Raw genomic sequence first — 14,753 nt, 5'->3', positions numbered from 1 at the left:
CTCGGCTACGAACGGAACCGAACGCCGCGAGGCGTTGCACCCCGGAGGTCCCTGCCGTGGCCAACATCCAGTCGCTCGACCCCAGCGCCTCCCCACTGGACTACTACGGCTGGGAACTGCGCCGCCTGCGCGAGGCCGCCGGCCTGAACCAGGCCCAGTTGGGCGACATCATCTTCTGCACGGGCTCGCTGGTCGGCCAGATCGAGACGACGAAGAAGGTCCCCACCCGCGACTTCTCGGAACGCGTCGACGCCGCGCTCGGGACGGACGGGGTGTTCTCGCGGCTGATGGGGCTGGTCCTCCGCAGCCAACTGCCGACCTGGTTCCAGCCGTATGCGGAGATGGAGGCGCGCGCCACATACATCTCCACGTACCAGGCACAGTTGGTCTACGGGCTGCTGCAGACGGAGGAGTACGCACGGGCGGTGCTGGCCACCGGCATGCCGGACGATCTGGAGGCCCTGCTCGCGGCCCGGATGGAGCGCCAGCGCATCCTGGTGCACGAACGGCCACCGCTGGCCTGGGCCGTCCTGGACGAGGCCGTGCTGCACAGACCGATCGGCGGCCCTGAGGTCATGCGTGCCCAACTGATGCGGTTGTTGGAATTCACCACCAGCCGGTGGATGCGCATCCAGGTGCTGCCCTTCTCGGCCGGTGAACACTCAAGCCTGGACGGCACGTTCAACCTTCTGCGCTTCGAAGACGACCCGGACATCATCTACACCGAGGACCTCATCTCCGGCCATATGACCGCCAGCCCCGACACCCTCCGAGAGGCTTCGCTCCGTTACGCTCACCTGCAGGCCGCCGCCCTCTCCGTGGAGGACTCGGCGGCCCTGATCGCCCGCGTGATGGAGGAGCGTTATGGAGACCGGCCCCGGCCTGAAGAGCGCGCAGTGGCGTAAGTCCAGCTACAGCGGAAACACCGGCGGCGACTGCGTCGAGTGCACCGTGACCGGCGGCGCGGCCTGGCGGAAGTCGTCGTACAGCGGAAGCACCGGCGGCGACTGCGTCGAGGTGGCCGACGGCTGCGCCGCCTCCGTGCCCGTCCGTGACAGCAAGAACCCGGGTGGGCCCGTCCTCGTCGTCGGGGCCGGGGCCTGGCAGGGCTTCGTGGACAGCCTCTGCGAGAAGTGAGCTGACCGGGTTCACCTAGGTGCGGACCTCCGGGCCCTACGCGTCCGTCAATACTGACTTGGCTCAGCGGGAACCTCGGGCCGGGTGCCGGACACGTACAGGGCATGGAACTGAACGACGCTGATCCCGCCGTACCGGTCGGAGGGATATCCGACCGGGAGCTGTGGGCGAGGGCCGTCGACGGCGACCGGGAGGCGTTCGGTCGGATCTTCGACCGCCATGGGAAGACCGTCTACAACCATCTGTTCCGGCGGACGGCCGACTGGTCCGAGGCTGAAGACCTCACGTCGACCGTGTTCTTGCATGCCTGGCGTCGGCGATCGGAGACGGTGCTGGACCGCGACTCGGCCCTGCCGTGGTTGTTGGGCATCGCCGACCACCTGCTGTCGAACACCAGGCGGCGGCTGAGGCGGGCCGAGGCGCTGCTGCGCCGGCTCGTCTCGCACGACGAGTCCGTGGGAGACCACGCGGACCGCGTCGCCGTCATGGTCGACGACGAGCGTCGTATGTCGGAGATCCACCGGGCGCTGGCTCGCCTGCCGCGCCATGAACGCGAGGTCGTCGAGCTCTGCGTGTGGTCGGGCCTGGATCAGCAGGCGGCCGCGGCGGCGCTCGAGGTGGCGGTCGGAACCGTGAAGTCCCGACTGCACCGGGCGCGGCGGAGGCTGGGGACCGATCTCGTCGGCGGAGCGACGGTTGCGGCGTCATCCAGTTCCAGGAACCCCGTCAACGCGAAGGAGGTCGCACGATGAATGACACGCAGGGCATTCCTGCGGCTCCTTCCGATCGTGATCTGCCGAATCACCGGCGGACCCGTGAGGAGCTACTGATGAAGATCGACCCCGAGGACAACCATGCTTCGCTGCCACGCAGGTGGGGGGTGCCGCTGGGTGTAGCCGCCGGGGTCGCGGCGTTGAGCGTCGCGGCCGTGGCCGCCTTCAGCGGAGTGGGGGACGCCAAGCCGGTTCTCGCCGGTCCCGCCGGAAACCCGACGGGCGCCGCCGCGTCACCGAGTTCGGGCACCACGCACGGCTCCACGTCGGGCGGAGCCGGTTCGGCACCGTCTTCGGCTCCCGTGACGTCCGCCCAGGACGCGTTCTCCATCACCAGTGGGAAGACGACTCCGATCGCGGCGGGGGCCGTCACCAAGATCCTGTCCTCCTGCCTGGGCCCGGACGCGTCGCGGTACCACGCGGTGATCGCGGTCCGCACTCCCATCGCGTCGAAGGACTGGGACGGCGTGGTCGTCGCCGTCGACTCCGCCGGCCAGTACGTGCAGTGCGAGTCGAAGGGCGACAAGGGCAACAGCCCGGACTCCCCGCCCACGTTCATCAACAACCGCTTGTGGGGCACCGGTCGCACGATCGCATACTTCGACTCCATCGGTGCGCCCGCGGGCAAGGACCAGTACCTCATGCTGGGCGCCGGGCACCACGCGTCCAACGTCGCCAGGATCGCCATCAGTTACGGCGACGACCCCAAGCAGTACCCGGCGGTCATGGCAGGGGGCGCGTTCGTCTACGCGGCAGCCCTGTCCGCCGACACCTCCGGCCGGCACTATTCGGGCCCGAGCCCTTACGTGCATGCCTACGACGCATCCGGCAAGGAGATCTACAACCAGGCGAAGGACCCGCAGTTCGCCGGTTAGCAGTATGCCGGGCTTCCCGGCCTCATTGCTGCCCTGTCGATGGGGCGGGGCAGCAATGACCGCGTATGCGCCTTCGCAAGCCCGCGCGAGGCCACCCCGGGCGTGACAGGTCCCGACCCTGGGAGGTCCGGGACCTGTCGGGTCGGCCGGCTGGACGACACCGGGCCCGTCAGCCCGTGGTCACCGCCCAAGGGCCGTACGGAGAGCCCGGCTCGCTCCTCAGACCGTCGCCACCCGCCCCGCGTACCGCTGGGCCCAGCCGGTCCCGGTGTCGGCGGTGAGTACCACGTCGTAGTAGCCGTGCTCGGTGGGCCAGTGCACGACGGTGGAGTGGCCGCCGGGGACGGTGTACTTCCGGGTGCCGCCGACGTAGTCGTTGGCCTTCAGGGTGTAACGCACGTGGTGCCGACCGTCGTTGTGCAGCCGCAGCCCCACCACCGGGTGCCTTCCCTTCACCAACTCCGCGTCGACGCGGGGAATTCCGATGTGCTTCCCCCTCTCGCTCCCGGGAATCACCTGCCCGGCGAAGGAGCGCAGGAAGCCGTCGGGCCCGTAGACGGAGAAGGCGTACTTGCCGTCGGTCGCGTTCGTGTCCCACGTGTACGAACGCGGCGTCGCCACGCTCACCGTGTACGGCGTGTTGTCGAACGCGAGGTACTGGTCCGGGAACACCTGGAGGCTCACCGCCTTGCCCGCCGGGCCGCCCGCCAGCGTCATGGACGCGGTCACCGTGCCGGTGGAGCGGTCCTCGGTGAAGGTGGCGTGCGGGTGGAAGGAGAGGCCGCGCGGCTCCATCCGGTCGCGCGGGGGCTTCGGCGGGGTCCCGGTGACCGGGTCGGCGATGACGACCGGACCCGGGCGCGGGTGTGCGAAGTCGATGGCGCTGGTCAGGTCACCGGCGACGGAGCGGCGCCACTCGGTGATGTTCGGGCAGGTGAACGGCTTGCCCAGGTGGGTAGCCCAGGTCTCCAGGAACTTCACCGTCGAGGTGTGGTCGAACACCTCCGATGCGACGTAGCCGCCTCGTGTCCAGGGCGAGACCAGCAGCATCGGCACCCGGGGGCCGAAGCCGTACGGAGTGGTGCCGGAGAACTCGCCGGGCGTGCCCGCCTCCGGGCGCGGGGGCAGGACGTGGTCGAACTTTCCGTCGTTCTCGTCGTAGGTGATGATCACCAGGGTGTGGTTCCAGATGTCCTCGTTGCTCTGGAGCGTCGAGAGGATCTTGTTCATGTAGCGCTCGCCGTGCACCGTGTCGAAGCCCGGGTGCTCGCTCCACGCGGCGGGCATCACCACCCAGGAGACCTCGGGAAGCGGGTGTTCGGCCCCCGGCTCGCAGGCGGCGATCAAGTCGCGCAGCACCGCGTCCAGGTTCGCCTCGGAGTCGTCGTTGGGCGTGGTGGCGCCCTCGTAGACGAAGGAGTTGGCCTTCCAGATCTTGCCGGTGCCCGGTTCGAGGTCGGCGGCGTCCGCCGTGCGGGGGTCGAAGGCCTTGAAGCTGTTGGTGACGTTGCAGCCGTATTCGCCGATGAATCCGTTCTGGAGGCTGCCGCCGACACCGTTGCCGCTGTTGTCGGAGTAGACCCGCCAGTCGATGCCGGCCTGCTGGAGCTGCTCGGGGACCGTTGTCCAGCTGCGGCTGTAGTTGTTCTGCTTGGCGTTGGTGACCTCGCCGCCCCCCGAACCGGTCATCAGGTAGTAGCGGTTCGGGATGGTCGGTCCGTGCAGCGAACAGAAGTTCATGTCGCAGACGGTGTACTGGGAGGCGAGCGAGTACATCCACGGCATGTAGTCGGGCGTGTAGTACCACATGCAGTGGTCGCCCTTGTCCTTCACCCAGGTGTCCCACCGACCGCCGTTGGCACCGTAGAAGTTGTGCTTGTCGCTCCAGGTAGCGGTCGACACGGCGGGCGTCACGATGGCACCGGTGGCGTCACGCTGCTGGAAGACGTCGGTGCCGTCCTGGAATCTCAGGACCTGCTTGTCGTGATGGCCGCGCACACCGCGCAGCTGACCGAGGTAGTGGTCGAAGGACCGGTTCTCCTGCATCAGGATCACCACGTGCTTCAAGTCGGACATGTCACCGTTGAAGCCCTCGGGCAGGACGTACTCGGCCGCACTGGCCTGCGCCCCGCCGATCGCTCCGGCCACCGGGCCGGCAGCGATGGCGCCGATGGACACCGCAGCCGTCTGGAGCATCCGGCGCCGGGTGATGCGGAACTCGTTGGCGTACTCATGGCTGTCATGGCTGTCATTACTGACACGGCTTGCACCGCTCTCGCTGTTCTCGCTGTTCTCGCTGTTCTCGCTGTCGAGACATGGGGGCTCGATGGTCTGGAGAGTCATCAGGGGCACCTCTGGGGGGAGTGATTCAGGGGAGGGACGTCGGCGCGTGCCTGCGAAAACTAGGCCGCCGGAGCGAACGGCGGGCGAACCAAGGACGTATTCCTGAGGCACCGGAAGATTTCCACGGGCCCAGGTGCCGGGTCGAGACGCTTCACGGTGATAGCCGAAACTCGTGCCCCGTTGGCTGGTTGACCGGCAACGTCGCCCCGGTAGTCGGAAGTGACGATTGGCCGATACTCTCCCCGGCCATGACCGACATAGTCCGCGCCGCCGCCTCCGACGTCCCGGCCCTCGCCGCCGTCCTCGCCAGCGCCTACGCCGAGGACCCCGTGTGGTCGTGGCTCATGCCGCACGACCGGGACCGTCGGCTACGGCTCCTGTTCACCGCACACCTGGCCCAGCAGGTTCCGGCGGGCCGGGTGTGGACGGACGAGGACCGTACGGTGGCCGCGGTGTGGGCGGAGCCGGGGCAGTGGAAGCTCCCGGTGAGTTACCTGCTGCGCAACGCGGGCACGCTGCTGCGCGCGGGGCGAGCCCAACTGCCCCGGACCGGACAGCGGTTGCTCGCCCTGGAGCATCGCCATCCGGCCGAGCCGGCGCACTGGTACGTGGAGTACATCGGCACCCACGCCGACGCGCGCGGTACGGGTCGCGGGTCGCAGGTGCTGGGCAGCCTGCTGAAGCGGGCGGATGCGGACGGGCGGCCGGTGTTCCTGGAGTCGAGCAACTCCCGCAATCTGACGTTCTACCGGCGGCACGGTTTCACCGTTCACGAGGAGATGACGTTTCGGTCCGGGCCGCCGATGTGGTCGATGTGGCGCCGGGACGCCGGTCGAAACTGAACCAACGTCCTTCAGCGGCCTCGGGTCCGCCGTCATGATGGGTCCTGGAGACCACCTGCCCCGCTCATCAAGGCCTCGACAGGTCGGCGGGGCCGTGGAACCGTTCGCTCTACGGATGCGCCGAGTCGTCCGGACAGTGCAGCGCTCTCGGGGGGCGGCTCATGCGACGGATTCGAGCGGTGCGAGCACGTGCGGGAGCGGGGGCCGCGGTTGCCGGTCTGGGGGCTTCTGTCACGGTCGTGCTGGGGACCGTGGCCGAGCGTGCGGGTGCGGAGGCACCGGAATGGGCCGACCGCCCCTGGGTGGTGTGGACGGTGTTCGGCGCCCTCGGCATCTTGAGCGCGGGGCTGGCGGCCGCGAGCCGCCGGCTGGACGGGCCGGCCGAGGACGGCGGAGGCCCGGTATCCGGAGCCCGGCCCGGTTCACTGCATCCGCCGCACGTGGTTCTTGAGCGTGTGCGTGGCCGAGACCGGGAAATCGCCCGGCTCAGGGCTCTGCTCAGGAGACCCGACGGTCGGTTCGCGGTGGTGTGTGCGGCAGGAGGCATGGGCAAGACAACGCTCGCGGCAGCACTTGCCGAGTACGCCCGCCGGGACGGGTACACGGTGTTCTGGATTCGCTGGCGCGGCCCCGAAACCTTCTCGGACGACTTCGTCCAGGCGGCCGTCGGTTGCGGCCTGCCACGCAGTGCGGTCAGCGCGGCGCAATCCGGCAACGACAACCTGCCCGATGCCGTATGGCGGCAACTCTCCAGAACAAGGAAATGGCTACTGGTCGTCGACAACGCCGACGAAGCTGAGCAGATCAGTCCGGAGGGCGAGCGTGTCGCTGACTACCGCGGCTGGATCCGTCCCTACGGACGGGGCCTGCTCGTGGTCACCAGCCGGGATACGGCATCCGCGACTTGGGGACAGGCCGCGGAGCTGATACGACTCGAGCCGCTACCAGCGGCGGCGGGCGGCACGGTCCTGCTGGACAGTGCACCAGATGGCGGCACACTGGTGGAGGCTGAAGCGCTGTCTTCCCGCCTCGGCGGGCTGCCCCTCGCCTTGCAGGCAGCCGGACGCTATGTGACGGGATCCACCAGCAGGCACCGTGACTTCGCCGCGTACCGAAGCGCGCTGGAAGAGGAGTTGACCGCCTTGGTAGGAGCTGACAACCCGCACCCTACGGATCCGAACGTGGCCAGGTCCACCGTCCGGCGTACCTGGGAGGTCTCACTCGATCAACTCGACCGCGAAGGCGTACCGCTGGCCCGCCCGCTGTTACGCCAGCTGGCGCTGTTCGCGGAGGCGCCGGTGCCCCTGGCCCTCATCACACCGGAACTTCTGACGACGGCAGTCGGCCGACCCGTCGGCCAGGCCGCCCTGGACCAGGCCCTGGCCGGTCTGGAACGCTACGGCTTGCTCGGCGTACCGGCGGACCAACCGCACGCGCCCGGAACCGGGTCTCGCGCAAGAGGCAGTGTCACCCTCCACCCCGTCGTCCGCGAGATCACCGTACTCACGCTGACCACCGATGAACCAGACCGTCTCCACGACTTCGAGCAAGCGACGGTCAACGCCCTGCGGGGTGAGGTGACGGCCCTTCGCGCCGTCGGCGTGGGCGGCTGGACCACCGCACGGTTGCTCGCCCCGCATATGCCTCTTCTGCTCAACCACCCGGGTCTCGTCCCGTCCGAGGACGCCTGCACCGCCCTCAACACACTGGCGGATGTACTGGGCGACGCGGGAAGTTATGCCCTCCAGCTCAGTCTGCGGCAGACCGTACTCGACCACCGCGTCGAACTGCTCGGCGACCAGCACCCGGACACCTTCACCGCCCGCAACCACTTCGCCAACAGTCTTCACAGCCTCGGCAGGTACGAACGCTCCGAAGGGATCCACCGGCAGAATCTGGCGGATCGGATACGGGTGTTGGGACCGGAGCATCCCGATACGCTCACGAGCCGCAACAACGTCGGATACGTCCTGCAACTTCGCGGTCAGTACGCCGAGGCCGCCTCCTTGCACGCGATGGTGCTCGCAGACCGCACCAGGCTCCTGGGAGTCGATCACCTCCTGACCTTGACCAGCCGCGACAACCTGGCCAAATCATTCGACCAGCTCGGCGACCACACTGCGGCAGCTACGCTCCACACTCAGAACATCGCCGAGTGCACCCGCGTGCTGGGCCACGATCACCCCCTCACCTTCACCAGCCGCGACAACCTCGCCGCCACGGTCAACCATCAGGGCGATCCGACCCGTGCCGCAGAGCTGCACCGGGCAGTGTTCGCAGATCGCACCCGCGTCCTCGGCCCGAATCATCCGCATACCTTGACCAGCGGAAACAATCTCGCGGACGCCCTACACCAGCTGGGCGAACATGCTCAAGCCGCCGATTTGCTGGAGCAGACCCTTTCCGGCCGCGTACACGTACTGGGCGCCGACCACCCGGACGCCCTCTACACCCGCTCGCAACTGGCCATTTGCCGGTCCGAGGCAGGGCGGCGGCAGCGGCGCAACTGAACTCGGCCGGTGAATGCCGTGCGTTCGTTTGACGGTCCTCAGCCACGACCGCATGGGTTCGAACGAGAGGTGCTGAAGAATGGGTGTGTACGACCGGCTCTTCGTCCCCGCACCGTCCCCATGCCCCCGGTGCGGTTCGCAGGAGGACTTGGTGATCCAGTTCCACTTCGGGGACGTGTACCTGAACAGGTTCCGCGTCGGCGACACGATCACATGGTCGGACCGGGCCAAGGGGTCCCCTCGGCCGGGCCGGTTCGAGGTCCCTGGCTATCCGGAATGGTGCAAGCAGTGCGGCTCGGACGACGAGGGCTTCTACCTCGTGCAGTTCGAGGGAGACGTGATCGCCGGCTGTCGCGGGGCGACCGAAGAGGACATGGAGAGATTCGACTGGTGAAGGGGGCGGCGGGGGTGCTGTCCGGGGAGCGGCCGGCCCCACGGCCGAAGTCACCTGCCGGCGCCACGGATCGGCGCCTCAGTCCGGCAGCTCCCAGACCAGCACCTCGGCCGCCCCGCCCGCGACAAGTGCGAGCCCCGTCTCCCCGCTGATCCGGGCCTCGTCGCCCGCCGTCAGTTCCTCGTCACCGATCCGCACCCCGCCCCGCACCACGTGCACGTACACCCGCGGCGCGTCCGGTACCGCTGTGCGCTCTCCGTCGGACAGCCGGCGCACATGAAGCATCGCGCCGGCCTCCGGCAGGGCGTACGGGGTGGAATCGGCGATGCCCGGGACGGTCGTGTACGAGGGTTCGCCGCCCGGCTCCAGGGGCGCGAGCCACATCTGGAGGAACGTCAACGGCGCTTCCCCATCATTGCGTTCGACGTGCCGGACACCGGACGCCGCGCTGAGGTGCTGGACGTCCCCGGGCCGTACGACGGTGGCGTGACCGGCCGAATCGCGGTGGGTCAGCTCGCCCTCCACGACCCAGGTGACGATCTCGGTGTGGCTGTGCGGGTGCTCCTCGAAGCCGGCGCCCGGGGCGAGACGCTCCTCGTTGCAGGCCAGGATCGGGCCGAAACGGAGGTTGTCGGGGTCGTAGAAGGCGCCGAAGGAGAAGGAGTGCCGGGACTCGATGCCGGCCGCCCCGTCCCCGCCCCTGAAGCGGTCGCCCGCGCGACGTACGGAAATCACCTCCCCACGGTAGCCCGGCCCGGCCGGACGGGCTGCTCGATGGAAGCGCCCTCCGGACCACGTGATCCTGCGGGCGCTCCCAGACGTGCCACCCACGCCCGGCTACCCGGCGGTACGACCCGCGGAGCGCCCCGCCCCTTCGGGCACCCGTCCGGATAGGGCAGTCTTGTCCCCGTGCCCCGACCCGATCCTGAGCAGTCCGCTGCGAACGCCGCCCATCTCCATGCCGCGACCCTGAAGCGGCTGGAGCAGTCCTCCGGCCGGCTGGCCGCGAACGCGATCGCCCGCATGGACGAGTCGCTGCCTTGGTATCGGGCGATGCCTCCGGAGAACCGTTCGTGGATCGGCCTGGTGGCCCAGGCCGGTATCGCCGCGTTCACCGAGTGGTTCCGGCATCCGGAGACCCCGCAGGCCATCTCGACCGATGTCTTCGGTACGGCTCCGCGCGAGCTGACCCGGGCGATCACGCTGCGGCAGACCGTCGAGATGGTGCGGACGACCATCGAGGTCATGGAGGCGGCTATCGACGAAGTCGCCGCGCCCGGCGACGAATCGGTGCTGCGCGAGGCGCTCCTCGTCTACGCGCGGGAGATCGCCTTCGCGACCGCCCAGGTGTACGCCCAGGCCGCCGAGGCCCGCGGGGCGTGGGACGCCCGCCTGGAATCGCTCGTGGTCAACGCGGTGCTCTCCGGGGAGGCCGACGAGGGCGCCGTGTCCCGTGCCGCCGCGCTCGGCTGGAACTCGCCCGAGCATGTGTGCGTGCTCCTCGGTACGGCTCCGGACGGCGACAGCGAGCTGACCGTGGAGGCGATCCGCCGGGCCGCCCGGCACGCCAAGCTCCAGGTCCTGACCGGGGTGCTGGGCAACCGCCTGGTCGTGATCGCCGGCGGCAGTGACAATCCGCTGCAGGTCGCGAAGGCCCTGATCGGCCCGTACGCGGCCGGGCCGGTCGTCGCCGGCCCCGTGGTTCCCGACCTGCTGGCGGCCACCCGGTCCGCGCAGGCCGCGGCCGCCGGGCTCAAGGCGTGCAGCGCCTGGCAGGACGCCCCGCGGCCGGTCCTCGCGGACGATCTGCTGCCGGAGCGCGCGATGGCGGGCGACCCGGCCGCGCGGGACCAGTTGGTGGAGGAGATCTACAGACCGCTCGAAGAAGCAGGTTCTGCCCTCCTGGAGACGCTGAGTGTGTATCTGGAACAGGCGAGCAGTCTCGAAGGCGCCGCCCGCATGTTGTTCGTCCACCCCAACACCGTGCGCTACCGGCTCCGACGTGTGACAGACGTCACCGGATGGTCTCCCTCCGATGTCCGTTCGGCTTTCACTCTGCGGATCGCCCTGATTCTGGGGCGTCTGGCCGACAGGGATCTCCAGTCCTAGACTTTTGTCGGACATCAACAATTCCCCCTACGGTTCTTCGTCCCTGTCCCCACGGGCGTTCCGTACCGTTCACAAGAGAGAGTGTGAGGGTGCTCGTACTCGTCGCTCCCGGCCAAGGCGCTCAGACGCCCGGCTTCCTGACTCCCTGGCTCGACCTCCCCGGTGCCACCGACCGCATCGCGGCCTGGTCCGACGCCATCGGGCTCGACCTTGCCCACTACGGCACCAAGGCCGACGCGGAGGAGATCCGCGACACCGCGGTGGCTCAGCCGCTGCTGGTCGCCGCCGGTCTGCTCTCCGCTGCCGCGCTCGACGCCTCACCGGCTGTCGTCGCAGGTCACAGCGTGGGTGAAATCACCGCAGCCGCCCTCGCCGGGGTCATCGGCGACGAGGCGGCGCTGCGTTTCGTACGTACCCGGGGGCTCGGCATGGCCGAGGCCGCGGCGGTCACCGAGACCGGTATGGCCGCGCTGCTCGGCGGTGACCCCGAGGTCACCGTCGCCCACCTGGAGAAGCTCGGCCTGACGCCGGCGAACGTCAACGGGGGCGGCCAGATCGTCGCCGCCGGCACCGCCGCGCAGATCGCCGCGCTCGCCGAGGACATGCCCGAGGGCGTGCGCCGGGTGGTCCCGCTCAAGGTGGCCGGCGCGTTCCACACGCACCACATGGCTCCCGCGGTCGAGCGTCTCCGTGAGGCCGCCACGGCCCTGGAGGTCTCGGACCCGGCCGTGACATATGTCTCGAACGCCGACGGGCAGACCGTCGCCACCGGCGCGGAGGTCATCTCCCGGCTGGTCGGCCAGGTCGCCAACCCGGTCCGCTGGGACCTGTGCATGGAGACGTTCAAGGCCCTGGGCGTCACCGCGATCGTCGAGGCGTGCCCCGGTGGCACGCTGACCGGTCTGGCCAAGCGCGCGCTGCCCGGCGTGCAGACCCTCGCGCTCAAGACCCCCGACGACCTCGACGCGGCCCGCGCGCTCATCGCTGAGCACGCAGGCGCCTAAGGAGCCCGAGAGCATGTCGAAGATCAAGCCCAGCCAGGGCGCCCCGTACGCACGGATCATGGGTGTGGGCGGCTACCGCCCGACCCGTGTCGTGCCCAACGAGGTGATCCTCGAGACGATCGACTCGTCCGACGAGTGGATCCGCTCCCGGTCCGGCATCGCCACCCGCCACTGGGCCTCCGAGCAGGAGACCGTGGCCGCGATGTCCGTCGAGGCTTCCGGCAAGGCCATCGCCGACGCCGGAATCACGCCGGAGCAGATCGGCGCGGTCATCGTCTCGACCGTCTCCCACTTCAAGCAGACCCCGGCCATCGCGACCGAGATCGCCCACAAGGTCGGCGCGGGCAAGCCCGCCGCCTTCGACATCTCGGCCGGTTGCGCGGGCTTCGGCTACGGCCTCACGCTCGCCAAGGGCATGATCGTCGAGGGCTCGGCCCAGTACGTGCTCGTCATCGGCGTGGAGCGGCTGAGCGACCTCACCGACCTGAGCGACCGCGCGACGGCGTTCCTGTTCGGCGACGGCGCCGGTGCGGTCATCGTCGGCCCCTCCAAGGTGCCCGCCATAGGCCCGACGGTCTGGGGCTCCGAGGGCGACAAGTCCGAGACGATCAAGCAGACCGTGGCGTGGGACACCTTCCACGCCGACCGTCCGGAGAAGTTCCCCGCCATCACGCAGGAGGGCCAGGCGGTCTTCCGCTGGGCCGTCTTCGAGATGGCGAAGGTCGCCCAGCAGGCGCTGGACGCGGCCGGGATCTCCCCGGAAGACCTGGACGTCTTCATCCCGCACCAGGCCAACATGCGGATCATCGACTCGATGGTGAAGACCCTGAAGCTGCCGGAGCACGTCACGGTCGCCCGTGACGTGGAGACCACCGGCAACACCTCCGCCGCCTCGATTCCGCTCGCAATGGAGCGGCTCCTGGCGACCGGTCAGGCGAAGAGCGGCGACACCGCGCTCGTCATCGGCTTCGGGGCGGGTCTCGTCTACGCCGCGACGGTCGTTACCCTCCCCTAGGCACACCGGGTCTTTTCGCCCGGACGCCCGAACCCAGCAGATATACACCGAAGGAGCGCCGACATGGCCGCCACGCAGGAAGAGATCGTCAAGGGTCTCGCCGAGATCGTCAACGAGATCGCCGGTATCCCGGTCGAGGACGTCGAGCTGGACAAGTCCTTCACCGACGACCTGGACGTCGACTCGCTGTCCATGGTCGAGGTCGTCGTCGCCGCCGAGGAGCGCTTCGACGTCAAGATCCCCGACGAGGACGTCAAGAACCTCAAGACGGTCGGCGACGCCGCCGACTACATCCTCAAGCACCAGGGCTGATCCCAGCCCAGCTGTGTCGCCACCCGGCGGTGGCGCCGCTGATTCACGACCCTCTACACGTGGAGAAGATTTTCCAGTGAGCTCGACCAATCGCACCGTGGTCGTCACCGGTATCGGCGCAACCACTCCGCTGGGTGGCGATTCCGCATCGACCTGGGAAGGTCTGATGGCCGGCCGTTCCGGCGTCAAGCCTCTCGAGGACGAACGTTTCGCCGAACTGCCTGTCCGGATCGCGGCCCTCGCGGCCGTCGACCCGGGCGACGTCCTGCCCCGCCCGCTCGCCCGCAAGCTGGACCGCTCGGCGCAGTTCGCGCTGATCGCGGCCCGTGAGGCGTGGGCGGACGCGGGCTTCACCGGCCCTGCCGGTGAGGACGAGAAGATCCGGCCCGAGCGGCTGGGTTCGGTCATCGCCTCCGGCATCGGCGGCGTGATCACCCTGCTCGACCAGTACGACGTGCTGAAGGAGAAGGGCGTACGCCGCGTCTCCCCGCACACCGTGCCCATGCTCATGCCGAACGGCCCGGCCGCCAACGTCGGGATCGAGGTGAACGCCCAGGCGGGCGTCCACACCCCGGTCTCCGCCTGTGCGTCGGGTGCCGAGGCCATCGGGTACGCCGTCGAGATGATCCGCACCGGCCGTGCCGACGTGGTCCTCGCCGGTGGCACCGAGGCTGCGATCCACCCGCTGCCGATCGCCGCGTTCGCCAACATGATGGCGATGTCCAAGAGCAACGACGAGCCCGAGAAGGCCTCGCGTCCGTACGACACGGGCCGCGACGGCTTCGTGCTCGGCGAGGGTGCCGGTGTCGTCGTGCTGGAGTCCGCCGAGCACGCCGCCGCACGTGGCGCCCGGGTCTACTGCGAGGTGCTGGGGCAGGGGCTGTCCGCGGACGCCCACCACATCGCCCAGCCCGAGCCGACCGGGCGCGGTATCGCCACGGCGATGCAGAACCTGCTGGACCAGACGGACCTCAAGCCGTCCGAGGTCGTGCACCTCAATGCCCACGCGACGTCCACGCCGCAGGGCGACATCGCTGAGCTGAAGGCACTGCGCAAGGTCCTGGGCGACGACCTGGACCACGTGGCGATCTCGGCGACGAAGTCGATGACGGGTCACCTGCTCGGTGGCGCGGGCGGGATCGAGACCGTGGCGACGGTGCTGGCCCTGCACCACCGGATGGCTCCGCCGACCATCAACGTCGACCACCTCGACGAGGCGGTCGAGGCGGACATCGTGCGCGATGAGCCCCGCCCGCTGCCGGAGGGGCCGATCGCGGCGATCAACAACTCGTTCGGCTTCGGCGGCCACAACGTGGTGCTGGCGTTCCGTAGCGTGTGATCTTTTGCGCCTGTACGCGTGAAGCCCGTCTCCCTCTCGCGAGGGGGCGGGCTTCACGCTTGCTTTCAAGCCCCTCCGGCGATTGAGGAGCGGGGTCCGG

Annotated in this window: 14 protein-coding genes; 12 read left to right on the top strand and 2 right to left on the bottom strand. The window is 69.3% G+C overall.

Translation table 11 applies throughout. From position 1 onward, the window contains the following. Window positions 1-56: 56 nt before the first annotated feature. From ABZ434_RS07220 to ABZ434_RS07205, 4 genes are all read left to right on the top strand, one after another. On the top strand, window positions 57-905 hold the full coding sequence (locus tag ABZ434_RS07220) for a helix-turn-helix transcriptional regulator (RefSeq protein WP_359132771.1): 849 nt from the start codon (window positions 57-59) through the stop codon (window positions 903-905). After that, window positions 865-1,137: a DUF397 domain-containing protein gene (locus ABZ434_RS07215; protein WP_359132770.1), complete on the top strand. Its 273-nt coding sequence runs from the start codon at window positions 865-867 to the stop codon at window positions 1,135-1,137. The genes ABZ434_RS07220 and ABZ434_RS07215 overlap by 41 nt, the downstream gene beginning before the upstream one ends. 104 nt (window positions 1,138-1,241) lie before the next feature. After that, the gene (locus tag ABZ434_RS07210; protein WP_359132768.1) at window positions 1,242-1,889 is read left to right on the top strand and encodes an RNA polymerase sigma factor; all 648 of its coding nucleotides are present in this window, start codon (window positions 1,242-1,244) and stop codon (window positions 1,887-1,889) included. A 77-nt stretch (window positions 1,890-1,966) separates the two neighbouring features. Next, the gene (locus ABZ434_RS07205; RefSeq protein WP_359132766.1) at window positions 1,967-2,785 is read left to right on the top strand and encodes a hypothetical protein; all 819 of its coding nucleotides are present in this window, start codon (window positions 1,967-1,969) and stop codon (window positions 2,783-2,785) included. Between the two features lie 219 nt (window positions 2,786-3,004). Here the strand turns inward: ABZ434_RS07205 and ABZ434_RS07200 are convergent, their stop codons facing one another. Beyond that, window positions 3,005-5,128: an alkaline phosphatase family protein gene (locus tag ABZ434_RS07200; protein ID WP_359132765.1), complete on the bottom strand. Its 2,124-nt coding sequence runs from the start codon at window positions 5,126-5,128 to the stop codon at window positions 3,005-3,007. Window positions 5,129-5,376: 248 nt separating this feature from the next. Between ABZ434_RS07200 and ABZ434_RS07195 the strand changes: the two genes are divergently transcribed. The 3 genes from ABZ434_RS07195 to ABZ434_RS07185 all read left to right on the top strand — a co-directional run bounded on the left by ABZ434_RS07195 (window position 5,377) and on the right by ABZ434_RS07185 (window position 8,874). Then, window positions 5,377-5,970 carry a GNAT family N-acetyltransferase gene (locus ABZ434_RS07195; protein WP_359132764.1) on the top strand — a complete coding sequence of 198 codons (594 nt, stop codon included), beginning with the start codon at window positions 5,377-5,379 and terminating at the stop codon, window positions 5,968-5,970. 251 nt (window positions 5,971-6,221) lie between these two features. Continuing rightward, window positions 6,222-8,480: a tetratricopeptide repeat protein gene (locus ABZ434_RS07190; RefSeq protein ID WP_359132763.1), complete on the top strand. Its 2,259-nt coding sequence runs from the start codon at window positions 6,222-6,224 to the stop codon at window positions 8,478-8,480. 79 nt (window positions 8,481-8,559) lie between these two features. Beyond that, entirely contained in the window at window positions 8,560-8,874 is a 315-nt protein-coding gene (locus ABZ434_RS07185) for a hypothetical protein (protein WP_359132761.1), read from the top strand. Between the two features lie 78 nt (window positions 8,875-8,952). Here the strand turns inward: ABZ434_RS07185 and ABZ434_RS07180 are convergent, their stop codons facing one another. Beyond that, window positions 8,953-9,609, bottom strand: coding sequence for a pirin family protein (locus ABZ434_RS07180; protein WP_359132760.1), 657 nt, complete (start codon window positions 9,607-9,609; stop codon window positions 8,953-8,955). Window positions 9,610-9,783: 174 nt separating this feature from the next. Here ABZ434_RS07180 and ABZ434_RS07175 point away from each other — a divergent pair, with 174 nt between their 5' ends. The 5 genes from ABZ434_RS07175 (at window position 9,784) to fabF (ending at window position 14,653) form a co-directional block, all read left to right on the top strand. Then, window positions 9,784-10,983, top strand: coding sequence for a helix-turn-helix domain-containing protein (locus ABZ434_RS07175; protein WP_359132758.1), 1,200 nt, complete (start codon window positions 9,784-9,786; stop codon window positions 10,981-10,983). A gap of 89 nt (window positions 10,984-11,072) precedes the next feature. Further along, window positions 11,073-11,987 carry an ACP S-malonyltransferase gene (locus ABZ434_RS07170; protein WP_359132757.1) on the top strand — a complete coding sequence of 305 codons (915 nt, stop codon included), beginning with the start codon at window positions 11,073-11,075 and terminating at the stop codon, window positions 11,985-11,987. Window positions 11,988-12,000: 13 nt separating this feature from the next. After that, window positions 12,001-13,002, top strand: a complete 1,002-nt coding sequence (locus tag ABZ434_RS07165; protein WP_359132756.1) for a ketoacyl-ACP synthase III — start codon at window positions 12,001-12,003, stop codon at window positions 13,000-13,002. Window positions 13,003-13,065: 63 nt separating this feature from the next. Beyond that, window positions 13,066-13,314 (top strand): acyl carrier protein, encoded by a 249-nt coding sequence (locus ABZ434_RS07160; protein ID WP_359081540.1) that lies wholly within the window; start codon window positions 13,066-13,068, stop codon window positions 13,312-13,314. 76 nt (window positions 13,315-13,390) lie between these two features. Then, on the top strand, window positions 13,391-14,653 hold the full coding sequence (gene fabF / locus ABZ434_RS07155; protein ID WP_359132755.1) for a beta-ketoacyl-ACP synthase II: 1,263 nt from the start codon (window positions 13,391-13,393) through the stop codon (window positions 14,651-14,653). Window positions 14,654-14,753: the final 100 nt, after the last annotated feature.

The sequence above is a fragment of the Streptomyces sp. NPDC005761 genome (assembly GCF_040630635.1).
Lineage (GTDB): Bacteria > Actinomycetota > Actinomycetes > Streptomycetales > Streptomycetaceae > Streptomyces.
Note: the sequence above shows the minus strand (reverse complement) of the source record. Positions and strands in the feature narration are given on the sequence as shown.

Coding starts and splice junctions, on each gene's coding strand:
- ABZ434_RS07215 (WP_359132770.1), top strand. CDS start 865: ATGGAGACCGGCCCCGGCCTGAAGAGCGCGCAGTGGCGTAAGTCCAGC.
- ABZ434_RS07210 (WP_359132768.1), top strand. CDS start 1,242: ATGGAACTGAACGACGCTGATCCCGCCGTACCGGTCGGAGGGATATCC.
- ABZ434_RS07205 (WP_359132766.1), top strand. CDS start 1,967: ATGAAGATCGACCCCGAGGACAACCATGCTTCGCTGCCACGCAGGTGG.
- ABZ434_RS07200 (WP_359132765.1), bottom strand. CDS start 5,128: ATGACTCTCCAGACCATCGAGCCCCCATGTCTCGACAGCGAGAACAGC.
- ABZ434_RS07195 (WP_359132764.1), top strand. CDS start 5,377: ATGACCGACATAGTCCGCGCCGCCGCCTCCGACGTCCCGGCCCTCGCC.
- ABZ434_RS07185 (WP_359132761.1), top strand. CDS start 8,560: ATGGGTGTGTACGACCGGCTCTTCGTCCCCGCACCGTCCCCATGCCCC.
- ABZ434_RS07165 (WP_359132756.1), top strand. CDS start 12,001: ATGTCGAAGATCAAGCCCAGCCAGGGCGCCCCGTACGCACGGATCATG.
- ABZ434_RS07160 (WP_359081540.1), top strand. CDS start 13,066: ATGGCCGCCACGCAGGAAGAGATCGTCAAGGGTCTCGCCGAGATCGTC.